Genomic DNA, 13,688 nt, shown 5'->3' with positions numbered 1-13,688 from the left:
ATACCGGCGTACCCAAAAACCCCCTTGTAAGAACCTGTAATCAGGAAAGCTATCAAAGCAATCAGTACGACCAATGGTAACTGCAGTACCAATATGGACAAATCAAAATTCATGTTCAGATTAAACCGGATGAAGTAGGCCAGAATAAAAGAAACCGCAACCGTGAACAGATCGATTCCCAAAACGAGCCATTTGCTTGCAAATCGTGTTGCCATATGGTTGAGGTAATTTTGATTCAATATAGAGTTTTTTAAATAATTCCAACAATTCTTTCCTGATCAGTATTCTTTAAATTTGAGCCGCAGGGCATGTTTGCCTTAACAGTTTTCAATCATGATATAGATTCTTAGGACGTGTCCAGTGCCAATGAAATGCAGCAGATGTTCAAAGACTCTCCTTTTAACCAGCTTGCATCTGTTATGGATAGGTTCTAAAAAACCAGGGCGGGAATTACTCGTCTTAGCAGACTTCGTGAGTCCCGCCCGAACATGTTGAACAAGAAAAAGCTGGCATTTCGTGCCGCTTTTTTGTTTCATCAGCTTTCACTCAAGCAAGCTTGGCTCGGCTTTCTGAAACAAAAAAACCAGCGCATAGCGCTGGCTTTTTCTTGCATTTGTACTCGAGGCGGGACTTGAACCCGCACGGACTAATGTCCATTGGATTTTAAGTCCAACGTGTCTACCAATTCCACCACTCGAGCTTGTCCTCCGTAGCCTTGGCGAAGGAGGGCTTCAAAAAAAAATGCTGGTAAACAGCATTTCTTCTGAGCGAAAAACGGGATTCGAACCCGCGACCTCCACCTTGGCAAGGTGGCGCTCTACCAACTGAGCTATTTTCGCGTTATCGAAAATACCTTTTGAGCGTAAACAAACTTTACTTTTGTTTGGCGCTCTACTCCCTCCCGATAGCAATCGGGATAACGGGAAGCTATTTTCGCGTATGTAAGAACATAGCATCTCTTAGAGATGCGGACGCAAATTTAATACAATTCTATAAAATCCAAAGAACTTTCAGGGAAAAAGAAATAAAGCCTTCATGCCATTAAAGCCTTAAGAGCTGGCCTTCTTATTCTTGGTGAGTAATCGCTTTATCTCATTGAGCTTCATCAAAGCTTCCACCGGGGTAAGCGTGTTAATATCCAGTGTTAAGATCTCTTCTTTGATCTCCTCTAATAGAGGATCATCCAAATGAAAGAAGCTGAGCTGCATCTCCGAGGCGGCAGACTGAAGTTTCCCGGTAATTTCTTCACTAGAGTGACTCTGCTCTAATTTCTTCAGGACCTTGTTCGCCCTACTCAATACCTGCTGCGGCATTCCTGCCATCTTTGCTACATGGATCCCAAAGCTGTGAGCACTTCCTCCAGGGGTTAACGTTCGTAAGAATAAGACCTTATGAGGTAGTTCTTTTACAGATACATTGTAATTCTTGATGCGTTCGAAGGTGGTGGCCATCTCATTGAGCTCATGGTAATGGGTAGCAAATAAGGTCTTTGCCCTACTGGGATGTTCATGGAGGTATTCGGAAATGGCCCATGCAATGGAAATCCCATCATACGTACTGGTACCCCGTCCTATCTCATCTAACAAGACCAAACTACGCTCAGAAAGGTTATTCAAAATGGAAGCGGTCTCATTCATCTCCACCATAAAGGTAGACTCACCCATAGAGATGTTATCACTGGCTCCTACACGGGTAAAGATCTTGTCTACCAACCCAATCTGGGCGGCCTCAGCGGGCACAAAACTCCCTATCTGTGCTAAGAGAACTATAAGGGCTGTTTGCCTTAAAATAGCAGATTTTCCGCTCATATTGGGCCCTGTGATCATGATAATCTGTTGCGTGTCCCGGTTAAGGACCACATCATTGGGAATATAATTTTCTCCCGGGGGTAACTGCCTTTCAATGACCGGGTGCCGCCCGTTGGTGATAATGAGTTCCGTAGAATCGTTCATTGTGGGTGCCACATACTCATTCTCTTTGGCAAGTTGGGTAAATCCGCAAAGGCAATCCAGGATGGCAATACCCTGCGCTGTTTGCTGTACAGGAGTTATATACGCCTGCATCCAAAGGATAAGCTGGGCAAACAACTGTTGTTCCAGATCCATAATTCGTTCTTCTGCCCCCAGGATCTTTGCCTCGTACTCCTTTAACTCTTCAGTGATATAGCGTTCGGCATTTACCAGGGTTTGTTTCCGGATCCAGGTCTCAGGAACTTTATCCTTATGGGTGTTCCTTACCTCTATGTAGTACCCAAAAACATTATTGGAGGCTATTTTTAGGGAACTAATTCCGGTGCGCCTGGTTTCCCGCTCCAGCATCTGGTTTAAATAATCCTTCCCACTGGTCGCCAGGCCACGCAGTTCATCTAACTCTTCCGAAAAACCAGGTGCAATGGTGGCACCTTTGAGCACATTTACAGGGGCTTCCTCACTCAGAACTTCTTTGATTCTGCTACGTAGCGCTTCACAAGGATCAAGGCCTTCTCCCAACTTGTCCACGGCATCCACCCCGGCATTGGAAAGTAATTGTTTGACAGGCACAACGGCTTCCAAAGAGTTTTTTAATTGAACAGCTTCCCTGGGATTGATCCTTCCGGTAGCCACTTTGGCGATAAGACGTTCCAGATCTCCCATTTTCTTAATACTCTGTTGCAGGGAGGTAAGTAGTTTTTCTTCCTTTAAAAAATGGGCAATGGCCTGATGCCTGCCGCGTATTTTTTCCAGATTTTTTAAGGGAAAGGCGAGCCATCGTTTTAGTAAACGTCCTCCCATAGGGGAAAGGGTCTTGTCTATGATCTGGAGTAAGGTAACAGCTTCCGGGTGAGGGGAGTGGTAGAGCTCTAAGTTGCGAATGGTAAAGCGATCCATCCAGACGTGCTCCTCATTTCCTATACGAACCAGTTTATTGATATGTTGCAACCTTTTGTGTTCGGTTTCTGAAAGGTAATGCAGCACTGCCGCTGAGGCAATGATTCCCAGCAGAAGGCCGGATATCCCAAACCCTTTGAGGGAGGCCGTCTTAAAATGGGTACGCAGGGATTCCTGAGCGTAGTCTTCCTGATAGATCCAATCTTCCAGATAAAAGGTGTGATACCGATTGCCAAATGTTTCGGTAAAATCTGTTTTATGTTTTTTGGAGACCAGCACTTCATTGGGACCAAAATGTTGCAAGAGCGTATCTATTTCTTCCGCACTTCCTTCGGATGTTAGGAATTCTCCCGTGGAGATATCCACAAAAGAAATTCCATAGGTAGAGACTCCGAAATGTATGGCACAAAGAAAATTATTGCTTTTTGAGCTCAGGATGTCATCGTTCAGGGACACACCAGGGGTTACCAGTTCCGTAACACCTCGTTTTACAATGGTTTTGGTTTGTTTGGGATCTTCTAATTGGTCGCAGATGGCCACTCTTTCTCCCGCTTTTACAAGCTTGGGGAGGTAAGTATTCAGTGAATGATGCGGAAAACCGGCCAGTTCGGTGCGGTCACCTCCATTGTTGCGTTGGGTAAGGATGATTCCAAGGATCCTGGAAGCTTTTACCGCATCTTCCCCGAAGGTCTCGTAGAAATCACCCACCCGGAAAAGCAACAACGCATCAGGATACTTGGTCTTGATGGTGTTGAACTGTTTCATCAAAGGGGTCACCTTCTTTTGTTTTTTCATTTGAGACACGGAAAAATATTGGTGTTAGGTTTATCTTTGCCCTGGGGAACGAAAATACTATTTTACCAAGGGAATACATATAGTTGTTGATATTTTCGGATAACTTAAACCATCCAAAAACCTAAGGAAAGGCAAATGCGTAAATTACAGAATAAGGAGCTTAACAGACTAGATGTGGACCAGTTCAGGGAGGCTGAGAAAACGCCCCTGGTGCTGGTCTTGGAAAACATACGTAGTATGCACAACATTGGCTCTGTCTTTCGCACGGCCGATGCCTTCCTGCTGCAGAAGATCTATCTCTGTGGTATTACTGCCACCCCTCCTCATAAGGATATTCGTAAAACGGCACTTGGAGCTACAGAAAGTGTAGAATGGGAATACCATAATGATGCTATAGCCTTACTACAGGAATTAAAAGAAGACCATCAATGTATGGCGGTGGAACAGGCAGTTGGAGCCACCCCGTTGAATTCCTTTTTACCCACCTCCAAAAAACCCTATGTCTTTGTCCTTGGCAATGAAGTGAAGGGCGTTTCTCAGGAGGCCGTAAACCTTTGCCATGGGGTACTGGAGATCCCGCAATTAGGTACCAAACATTCGCTGAACATTGCCGTTAGTGCCGGGATAGTGGTGTGGGATTTTTGGTGTAAAACTAACTCCTGAAAAATTAAGTGGGATTTTGAAGTTGGGTGGTGAATTTCAGTATGTCGTCTAACACAAGATCATAGTCGGCAGGGTGATGTATAAAGTCGCGCTCACTAACATCCATGATCAGGGTCTTTTGTTCGGGAAAACTTTTAATGTAGTCAAAATACCCCCGGTTGATCTTCTCCAGATAGTCTGGTTCTATTTGCTGCTCATAGGTACGCCCCCGTTTTTTGATATTTTCTAAGAGCCTGTCTGTTGTTTGATAAAGATATATATAAAGGTTAGGCTTGCGCAACTCACGGTACATAAGGGTAAAGACCTTACGATATAGCAAATATTCATCAGGTTGAAGAGTGATCTTCGCGAAAATGAGGCTTTTGTACACGTCATAATCACTCACCATAAAATTTTTAAACAGGTCAAATTGGGAGGTGTCTTCCGTAAATTGTTGATACCTATCTGCCATAAACGACATTTCCAATGGAAAGGCATAACGAGAGGGGTCCTCATAGAATTTGGGTAAAAAAGGATTATCCGCGAAGCGTTCTAATACCAGTTTGGCACTAAAATCCTCTGAAATCTTATGTGCCAGGGTGGTCTTACCGGCTCCGATGTTTCCTTCAATAGCCACAAAATTAAGCGCGGCAAAAAGTTCTTGCCAGTTCTTGTAGAGTTTTATAGCGGTCTTTCTTGGAATAATCTTGTCCTTGCTTTCCTGCAAAAGGTTTCTACTGTCTTTTTTCAGTACAGGATGGTATAGCTGGGGAGCAATATCGGCCAAGGGACGCAGTACAAATCGTCTTTTATGAAGTTCAGGGTGCGGGAGTTGCAGAGAATCGGAGTTTAGGATGAGCGAATCGTAATAGAGGATGTCTATATCCAGCGTACGCGCCTGGTATCCCGCTTCAGCACTTCTGGTCCTGCCCAGGGAGGATTCTATCTTTAACATCAGGGTCAACAGCTCCTCCGGAGCTAGAGAGGTCTCCAGTTTTACGCAAAGATTGAGAAAGTCGTCCGCCTCAAACCCATAGGAAGCCGATTCGTAGACCGGGGAAATATCTTTTATGGAACCTGTCTTTTCCTGTAATAGAAAGAGTGCCTTCTGCAAGTAGTAGACCCGGTTTTCCAGGTTGCTTCCAAGAGATAAAAAGGCGGTGTGAATGTTGGCCATAACTTTGGCAAATTAAAGAAAAAGAAACGGATTTGAATGGCTCAGGGAACGAGATGTCCTGGGGATATACCCATGGCTACTCCAAATAAATAGTTACTTTCTCTACAAAATCCTATTTTTAGACAAAATCCTTCCTTACGGATCTTAAAATCTGAACAAAATACTAGTATGCATCAAAAAACGGCCCCGTGGTATTTTCTTTTGTTAGTTATACTGGCGGGGGAGTCTGTGTTTATTTTACCATTTGTCCTTTCCAGAGTATTCCGCCCCACGGTACTGGATGCTTTTGGGTTAGATAATGTACAACTAGGTCTTTGTTTTTCTGTGTACGGAGTAGTTGCCTTAGTATCCTATCTTTTTGGAGGTCCGCTGGCCGACAAGTTCCCGCCGAGAAAACTAATTGCTATGGCCCTCTGGTTAACCGCCTTAGGCGGACTGGTCTATGCGAGTTTTCCAAGCTATACCGTCTTAAAAATACTCTATGGGTATTGGGGCTTTACCACCATATTTTTATTTTGGGCGCCCATGATAAAAGCAACCAGGGTCTGGGGAGGCAATACCTCCCAGGGTAAGGCTTTTGGGTTTCTGGATGGGGGACGCGGCCTGGTGGGTGCACTTTTTGGAACCATGGGGGTGCTTATTTTCTCTTTGTTCATTACCTCCGAAATTGCTAAAGCCGGCATAGCAGAAAGCAGAGAAGCTTTTAAATATGTGATACTGGTGTCTACAGGGATCGTTGCGTTTGTTGGATTTCTGGTATGGTTTTTTATGAAAATGGACAGCAGAATAGAAAAGGAGATCATCCTGGATAAAATTACTATCTCACAAATTAAGGAGGTGCTGCGCCTTCCTTCCGTTTGGTTACTCATGATCATAATTTTATGCGCCTACGTTGGTTATAAGATCACCGATGTATTCTCGCTCTATGCGCAGGATGTAATGCTATACGACCAGGTACAGTCTGCCCAGGTGGGTACTTTCTTATTGTTTATAAGACCGGTAATAGGAGTACTTATTGGTGTGCTGGCAGATAGAACCCAAACAACCTTCTGGTTAATGACAAGTTTTGTGATTGCCGTCCTTGGCGCCCTGTTATTTGCCACCGGACTCGTTTCTGCTTCAGCTACATCCTTGTTCTTTATTTCAATTCTTATAGTGGCTACCGGGGTGTACGCTGCACGGTCGCTTTATTTTGCGGTGATGCAACGGGGACAAATTCCATTGGTGCTTACAGGGACCGCAGTGGGGCTCATATCCCTCATTGGGTACACGCCAGATATTTTTGCCGGACCTGCCATGGGCTATCTTTTAGAAAATAAACCCGGAGTAAGGGGGCATCAGGACGTCTTTTGGATGCTGGCAATTTTTTCTTCTATTGGAGGGCTTACAGCCTGGTACTACCATCGGCTGTACAAGAAAGGAAAGGATTGAGGGTTATTTGGAATTTGGAATTTTTTATTTGGAATTTCCTAGGCATTTAGGTGCTTTTCTATATCGCTTAAATGAAGTTTTAAGGCCTTTGTAGAAATTTGAATTTCTTTGATCAATAAGGCTAAAGAAAAAATGAGTAAAAGCAAGGCAATGCCAAATATCCAAATGGCCAGCATGGGTTGTTTTATGTAAATCAGAAACATCGTAAGCACACAAAGCAGGAGGCTGGTAATGCCAAAGATCTGCATCCATCTGGTAAGATTTAGTCGTAACTTGAGGTTTTTGATCTGCTCAATTAACGACTCGTCCTGCTGTACCAGATATTTGTCGTGCAGATTCCTGATCACCGCCGCATAGGCAAGAAACCTGTTGGTATATGCCAGCATGATCAATGAGATGGCCGAGAATAATAGTGCAGGAGTGGTAAGGGTGAGTTCTTCCATTACTTTTTTTTCAAAAGTAGAGAATTATTAAACATCTCAAATTTCAGCTATTTATGAATCATAATGGAAATTCTATTCTACCCTGATTACCCCGGGATACTAGCAGTCTTAGGTTTGTAATTTTAGATTTGACCTTTGTTTTTTTATATAAGTATCTCCTATGTGCGCATTTCCTTAAAATATAGCCAAGATTCGCTCTGAGATAGGCTCTTTCATTATCTTTGAGGCCATAAAGTAGTCGATATATGAATTTCTTACGAAACCTTTTAGCAGCCATCCTTGGAACCCTAATAGCCTTTGGGATAATGTTCTTTATGTTCCTGATTTTTATCAGCCTTGCCAATGTGGAAGAAGGGGTAGTGGTGAAGAACAAATCTGTTCTGGAACTACAGTTCGACGATCCTATCAACGACTATACAGGAAGCAACGAGGCCGATCCTTTTGCCGGACTTTTTGATCAGGCCATGGGCCTGGATGATATTATCCATGCAATTGCGGTGGCAAAGAATGATGAAAAGATAGAAGGGATTAGCCTTAAGAGCCAGTTTGTAATGGCGGGATGGTCGCAGACACAGGCTATCAGAGAAGCTATCAGAGATTTTAAAGAATCGGGAAAGTTTGTCTACGCCTATGCTGATCTATACATGCAAAAAGACTATTTCCTGGCGAGTGTGGCCGATAGTGTGTTCCTTAATCCCTTAGGAAATATGGACTTCAGAGGCTTATCTGCAGAAGTATTGTTCTTCAAAGAGCTGCAGGAAAAGACCGGGGTAAAAATGGAAGTGATCCGTCACGGAAAATACAAAAGCGCCGTAGAACCTTTTTTGGAAAACTCCATGAGTGAGGCCAACCGTACACAGATCAAAGAATTATTGTCGTCGCTGTGGGGATCTATTGTTGAGGACATTGCCACAGACAGAGATATCAATACGGACGATTTGAACCGCATTGCCGATACCCTGGGAGGGCGCAATCCTCAGTACGCAAAACAAACCGGACTGGTAGATGACCTCTTGTATATGGATCAGTATGAGGGTGTATTAAAGAAAGCCAGCGGGCGCACAGAAAATGAGAGTCTTCAATACATTGGTCTTTCCGATTACATGAAAGAGGCAAGTAAGAAGATACTGAATAAAGGAAGTGATCGCATAGCGGTAATCTACGCCCAGGGAGAGATCATGTACGGAGAAGGTGGCCCCTCATATATTGGGCAGGGGATCATCAACGATGCATTGATCAAGGCAAGAAAAGACAAAAAGGTTAAGGCCGTTGTTTTACGGGTAAATTCTCCTGGTGGAAGTGCCCTTACTTCAGATATCATTTGGAGGGAAATAGAATTGACCAAGAAAGAAAAACCTGTGATTGTGTCTATGGGAGATGTAGCCGCTTCAGGAGGTTATTACATCGCCGTGGGGGCCGATAAGATCTTTGCAGAACCAACAACGATTACAGGATCTATAGGTGTTTTTGGGACCATCCCGAACATTAGCGAATTGTCCAAAAATATTGGGATCAATGCAGAACAGGTGGCAACCAACGTCAATTCTACGGAATATTCCCTTTTTGAACCTATGACCCCGCAGTTCAGGGGTGTGGTTACAGAGAATATTGAAACCACCTATCAAACATTTCTCAGCAGGGTAGCCGCCGGCAGGAATATTTCAATGGCCAGAGCAGATAGTCTGGCTCAAGGAAGGGTTTGGAGTGGTGTAGATGCTAAAGAACTAGGACTGATCGATGAGCTGGGTAGTCTAGACGACGCTATTGCTTCGGCCGCTGATCTGGCAGACCTTACTGCGTATAGTATCAGAAGATATCCAAGGTACAAGTCTAATTTTGAAATGCTGATGGAAGATCTTTCCGGGGCCAAAACCAGGGTGCAAGAAGACATGATCAAATCTGAACTTGGCGAAGATGCTTTTGGGTTGTATAAAGAAATAAAAAGGAATGCCCAGCAACGCGGCATCCAGGCCAGCATGCCCTTTAGATTAACCATTAAATAAGGGGATGACCACGAAGGATAAAAAAGTTGCGTACAAGATCTATTTGTACCTGGGAGCCTTGTTTATTACTTCCCTGGTAGTTTCTAACCTTATTTTTCAAAAGTTCTTTTACTGGCAACCCTTTGGTGAGATTACGGTTTTTGGCGCTTCTCTCTTTGAGATATCCGTGGGTATTTTACCCTATCCCGTCACCTTTTTGATAACGGACCTTATTTCGGAGATCTATGGGAAGAAAAAGGCCAATCAGATTGTTACTGCCGGCATATTTGCTTCTTTTTTTTCAATGGGGATCATCTTATTGGCTGAAATGGCCCCTGCTATTCCGGCCTCGCCTATTGGAGACGAGGTTTTCCGAAGCGTTTTCGCACTCTCTCCCATTGCGGTCCTGGCCTCTATGATCGCATACCTTTTTGCCCAGTACGTAGATATAGCCATCTACCATTTCTGGAAACGGGTCACCAAGGGGAAACATCTCTGGTTGCGAAATAACTTTTCCACATTTTTATCCCAGTTTATAGACACCTTTACCGTTGTTGGTCTGTTATGTGTCTTTCAGGTGCTACCATGGAACCTTTTTACCGGTCTTGTGATCAGTGGATTTCTTTTTAAAGTATTTATTGCTGTGATCGACACCCCTTTCCTGTATTTTTTCGTATATATTCTGCGGAAGCGATTTAAATTAAAAATGGGGGAAGAAATTCAGCTGGAGATCTAACTCGCTTTCAAACCAAAAAATCTTATTTGATGAAGAAAAAAGTTGTAAAAATAGCAGCCGGTATTATCCTGCTCCTAGTTGGCATCCTGATAGCAGCACCTTTTCTGCTGGAAGGCAAAATTGGGCAGATCATTAAAACCAAAGTAAATAACAGTATCAACGGTTCTTTCGACTTTGCCGAGGCCGACCTTAGCCTGTTTCGCAGTTTTCCCAATGCAGAATTACGCATAACCGATGCCGTACTGCTAAACAATGCCCCCTTTGAAGGGGATACCTTGTTTAAAGCAGGACAGCTAGACCTCACCCTTTCTATTTATGAACTCTTTAAAGATGCGTCGGAACCTATTCAGTTAAAAAAACTGAGTTTAGATAAAGCCCTGTTAAACATTCAGATCAATGAGGCAGAACAGGCCAATTACGATATTGCCAAAGAAACAGGAACATCTTCAGCAACAAACAGTGCTGATAGTGGTTTTACCCTGGATCTCAATGAATACACCCTCAGTGATACGCGTGTAATATACAATGATATAGCCGGAGGGATGTATGTGGAAGTGTCTAACATAGAACACCGTGGATCCGGAGATCTTTCCCTTAAGAAGTCCGAATTAGAGACCACTTCAGAAGCACTGGTAAGCCTGAAAATGGATGGTACAGAATACCTGAACAAACACCAGGTAGCCCTGGAAGCGCTCATAGGGATAGATCTGGAGACCTTCACCTTTACATTTTTAAAGAACAATGGCCGCATTAACCAGTTACCTCTAGTTTTTGAAGGATTTGTACAAGTGGCAGATGAATACAATGAGATGGACATCAAATTTCAAACCCCCTCTTCAGATTTTAAGAATTTCCTGGCCATCTTCCCCGAGGAGTATTCTAAAAACATTAAAGATGTTGCCACCACAGGAAACTTTACGGTGGAAGGGGAGATCAAAGGAAAAATGGATGATACCCATATTCCTATGTTTAAGATCGATATTCGATCTGATAAAGCGTCCTTCAAATATCCCGACCTGCCAAAGGCCGTAGAGAACATTATCATAGCCGCTGAGGTAAGTAATGAAACCGGGTTTGCCAAAGACACCTACGTTACCATTGAGAAGGCGTCTTTTAATATAGACCAGGACCGCTTTGCTATGAACGCGAAGGCTTGGGAACTAACCGGCAACACCAAAGTTAATGCCCAGATAGATGCCAATATGAATTTGGCAAATCTTTCCAGAGCTTATCCCTACGCTGCCGAAAAGGATTTAAAGGGATTACTGAAAGCCAATGTCTCTACCTCCTTCGATATGGCCTCCCTGGAAAAGAAACAGTATGCCAACACACGTACTTCAGGACAATTGAATATTGATGGCTTTGAATACACCAATGACGAATTAACCGCCCCGGTTCAATTTCAGACCATCGCCCTGGATTTTAAACCGGAACGGGTGAACCTGAATAAAATGCAGGGGACCATGGGTAAAACAGACTTTACCATCTCCGGAACCCTGAATAACCTGCTGGGCTTTATGTTCAATAAGGAAGAGGTAGAGGGCAATTTTAACCTTGTATCCAATACTTTTTCTCTGAACGATTTTATGGTAGCAGAAAGTGAAGTTCCAAATGAAGCAACTACAAAGACTCCTGAGGAGCCGGCTAGTATTAAGATACCATCATTTCTGAATTGTACGATTAATGCAAAAGCGCAAACCGTATTATATGACAATCTTGTCCTAAAGAATGTGGAAGGCGTATTGCGGATCAAAGATGAAACAGCGAGTATCAGTAACCTTACTTCTTCTTTGTTCAATGGAAGGTTAGCCCTGAACGGAGAGGTATCTACAAAGGCTGAAGTGCCTTCTTTTGCCATGCGTATTGGCGCAGAACAATTTCAATTATCTGAAGCCTTTAATCAACTTTCGCTCTTAAAAGCGCTGGCTCCGGTTGCCTCTGCCTTACAAGGAAAATTAAACTCCACTATTGAAATCTCAGGAAACCTGAGTCAGGATTTTACCCCAAATCTAAATTCTATTACAGGAGACGTGCTTGCAGAACTTTTTGAGACCAAAATAAGCCCGGAAAAAGCAAATGTGTTGAATGCCATGGCCTCTCAACTCAATTTCTTCAAACCAGAAAATCTCAATCTGAATGGACTAAAAACAGCACTCTCATTTAAGGATGGGGTGGTGACCGTAAAGCCTATTACATTTAGTTATCAGGATATTGCGGTAACCGTAAACGGGAGTCACAGTTTTGACAAGAATCTAAACTACAAGGCTACTTTGCAGGTGCCGGCCAAATACCTGGGCTCCGAAGTAACCAACCTCATCGCCAAAATAGATGACAGCAGCTTACAAAATCTAACGATCCCTGTTGGTGTCTCTATAGGTGGACTCTATAGCAGTCCAAAGGTAACAACTGATCTGACCACAGGCGTAAAAGACCTTACCAGCAGTTTAATTGCCATAGAAAAACAAAAACTGCTAAATAAAGGGAAGGAAAAGGCATCTACCTTATTAGAGGGTTTATTGGCCGGCAAGAAAGGGAAAACAGATTCAACGGCCTCTAATAACAACACCTCTGATGCGGTAAAAGAAACTTTGGGAGGTATTCTGAAGGCGAATACCAAAAAGGCGGATACTGTAAAAAAAGACAGTGCTGCGGCTAAGGAGAATATTGTCAAAGATGCGGCCAAATCAGTCCTGGGAGGCTTGTTAAAGAAAAAGAAAAAGGATACGGCAGCCGTAAAAAAGGATACGATCAAATAAGTCCCAAAGACACATAGTATCCTTCGCTACCGCGAATATTAAACACGGTATTGTCTTCGAACAATAGATACTGACCTTTGATTCCCATTAATTTGCCCTGGAAATGAGGGGTTTTATCCAGGTTGAGACTTTTAACTTTTTCAGGGTACCTGAGCACAGGAAAATGAAGTTGAGTTTCTGAATTGTTCTCAATAAAATAAGGAGCTGCTTCTGCAGGGATATATTGCTTTAGTTTGCTGCGCCAGCTTACCAGGTCTTCATCATCAACCTGATTTGTGAGCATTTTACGCCAGTTGGTTTTATCTCCCACATGGTCCTTAAGCGCCACCTCGGTGATCCCCGCCAGATATCGGTTGGGCACTTCAACAATTTCAATAGCCTCATGGGCTCCCTGATCTATCCAGCGAGTTGGCACCTGACTCTTCCTGGTTACCCCAACTTTTACATTGCTCGAATTGGCCAGGTAGACAATGTGCGGTTGTAGCTGTACCTTTTTCTCGTATTCCAGGTCCCTGTCTTCCTTGTCCAAATGAGCAGTACTCAATTCCGGGTGCATGATCCATTCCCCGGCCGATGGGATCTCATAGAAACAGTTCCTGCAGAACCCCTGGCGAAAAATAGGTCGCTCCAGCCCGCAGTTCAGGCATTGGTATTTTAAAAAAGCAATGGTTAGCGTATTGTTCAATACCTGGTTCACATTTAGAAAATCATCTTCAAACACCAAATAATACTGAATAGGATGCCCTATTTCAGTTTTCATTTTTCGTAAAACACCTTCGTATTGCATGGGGCAATTGATTATAATGTATCCAATAAATATTGTTACTTTTTATCCCTATTTTTAGCTAGCCAAAGATAC

General features: G+C 43.4%; 9 protein-coding genes, 2 tRNA genes and 1 pseudogene. 5 read left to right on the top strand and 7 right to left on the bottom strand.

Going from position 1 to position 13,688, the window contains the following annotated elements; all coding sequences use genetic code 11:
* The 4 genes and pseudogenes from WBM49_RS02735 to mutS all read right to left on the bottom strand — a co-directional run.
* A pseudogene (locus tag WBM49_RS02735) lies at positions 1 to 215 on the bottom strand (polysaccharide biosynthesis protein); the annotation flags it as partial.
* Positions 216 to 616: 401 nt separating this feature from the next.
* A tRNA-Leu gene (locus WBM49_RS02730) sits at positions 617 to 700 on the bottom strand.
* A 66-nt stretch (positions 701 to 766) separates the two neighbouring features.
* A tRNA-Gly gene (locus WBM49_RS02725) sits at positions 767 to 839 on the bottom strand.
* 210 nt (positions 840 to 1,049) lie between these two features.
* Positions 1,050 to 3,662, bottom strand: coding sequence for a DNA mismatch repair protein MutS (gene mutS, locus WBM49_RS02720; RefSeq protein ID WP_424370529.1), 2,613 nt, complete (start codon positions 3,660 to 3,662; stop codon positions 1,050 to 1,052).
* Between the two features lie 135 nt (positions 3,663 to 3,797).
* Here mutS and WBM49_RS02715 point away from each other — a divergent pair, with 135 nt between their 5' ends.
* Positions 3,798 to 4,325, top strand: a complete 528-nt coding sequence (locus tag WBM49_RS02715; protein WP_424370528.1) for an RNA methyltransferase — start codon at positions 3,798 to 3,800, stop codon at positions 4,323 to 4,325.
* 4 nt (positions 4,326 to 4,329) lie between these two features.
* Here the strand turns inward: WBM49_RS02715 and folK are convergent, their stop codons facing one another.
* Entirely contained in the window at positions 4,330 to 5,481 is a 1,152-nt protein-coding gene (folK, locus tag WBM49_RS02710; protein ID WP_424370527.1) for a 2-amino-4-hydroxy-6-hydroxymethyldihydropteridine diphosphokinase, read from the bottom strand.
* Between the two features lie 168 nt (positions 5,482 to 5,649).
* Here folK and WBM49_RS02705 point away from each other — a divergent pair, with 168 nt between their 5' ends.
* Positions 5,650 to 6,912: an MFS transporter gene (locus WBM49_RS02705; RefSeq protein WP_424370526.1), complete on the top strand. Its 1,263-nt coding sequence runs from the start codon at positions 5,650 to 5,652 to the stop codon at positions 6,910 to 6,912.
* Positions 6,913 to 6,950: 38 nt separating this feature from the next.
* On the opposite strand, the gene WBM49_RS02700 is transcribed toward WBM49_RS02705, so the two are convergent.
* Positions 6,951 to 7,355, bottom strand: coding sequence for a DUF2721 domain-containing protein (locus WBM49_RS02700; RefSeq protein ID WP_424370525.1), 405 nt, complete (start codon positions 7,353 to 7,355; stop codon positions 6,951 to 6,953).
* A 245-nt stretch (positions 7,356 to 7,600) separates the two neighbouring features.
* Here WBM49_RS02700 and sppA point away from each other — a divergent pair, with 245 nt between their 5' ends.
* From sppA to WBM49_RS02685, 3 genes are read left to right on the top strand one after another with little or no spacing between them, the layout of a single operon-like run.
* Positions 7,601 to 9,358: a signal peptide peptidase SppA gene (sppA, locus tag WBM49_RS02695; RefSeq protein WP_424370524.1), complete on the top strand. Its 1,758-nt coding sequence runs from the start codon at positions 7,601 to 7,603 to the stop codon at positions 9,356 to 9,358.
* Between the two features lie 4 nt (positions 9,359 to 9,362).
* A complete protein-coding gene (locus tag WBM49_RS02690; RefSeq protein WP_424370523.1) occupies positions 9,363 to 10,073 on the top strand; it encodes a queuosine precursor transporter in 711 nt (236 codons plus the stop codon).
* 29 nt (positions 10,074 to 10,102) lie between these two features.
* Complete coding sequence (locus WBM49_RS02685) at positions 10,103 to 12,829, top strand: AsmA-like C-terminal region-containing protein (protein WP_424370522.1); 2,727 nt, start codon at positions 10,103 to 10,105, stop codon at positions 12,827 to 12,829.
* Here the strand turns inward: WBM49_RS02685 and WBM49_RS02680 are convergent.
* Positions 12,822 to 13,616 carry a DUF2797 domain-containing protein gene (locus tag WBM49_RS02680; RefSeq protein ID WP_424370521.1) on the bottom strand — a complete coding sequence of 265 codons (795 nt, stop codon included), beginning with the start codon at positions 13,614 to 13,616 and terminating at the stop codon, positions 12,822 to 12,824. The two genes, WBM49_RS02685 and WBM49_RS02680, sit on opposite strands and share 8 nt — an antisense overlap.
* Between the last annotated feature and the right edge of the window lie 72 nt (positions 13,617 to 13,688).

The organism is Muriicola sp., assembly GCF_049669965.1.
Taxonomy (GTDB): Bacteria; Bacteroidota; Bacteroidia; order Flavobacteriales; family Flavobacteriaceae; genus Muriicola.
This window is presented reverse-complemented; position numbering and strand designations above follow the sequence as displayed.

Coding starts and splice junctions, on each gene's coding strand:
- mutS (WP_424370529.1), bottom strand. CDS start 3,662: ATGAAAAAACAAAAGAAGGTGACCCCTTTGATGAAACAGTTCAACACC.
- WBM49_RS02715 (WP_424370528.1), top strand. CDS start 3,798: ATGCGTAAATTACAGAATAAGGAGCTTAACAGACTAGATGTGGACCAG.
- folK (WP_424370527.1), bottom strand. CDS start 5,481: ATGGCCAACATTCACACCGCCTTTTTATCTCTTGGAAGCAACCTGGAA.
- WBM49_RS02705 (WP_424370526.1), top strand. CDS start 5,650: ATGCATCAAAAAACGGCCCCGTGGTATTTTCTTTTGTTAGTTATACTG.
- WBM49_RS02700 (WP_424370525.1), bottom strand. CDS start 7,355: ATGGAAGAACTCACCCTTACCACTCCTGCACTATTATTCTCGGCCATC.
- sppA (WP_424370524.1), top strand. CDS start 7,601: ATGAATTTCTTACGAAACCTTTTAGCAGCCATCCTTGGAACCCTAATA.
- WBM49_RS02690 (WP_424370523.1), top strand. CDS start 9,363: ATGACCACGAAGGATAAAAAAGTTGCGTACAAGATCTATTTGTACCTG.
- WBM49_RS02685 (WP_424370522.1), top strand. CDS start 10,103: ATGAAGAAAAAAGTTGTAAAAATAGCAGCCGGTATTATCCTGCTCCTA.
- WBM49_RS02680 (WP_424370521.1), bottom strand. CDS start 13,616: ATGCAATACGAAGGTGTTTTACGAAAAATGAAAACTGAAATAGGGCAT.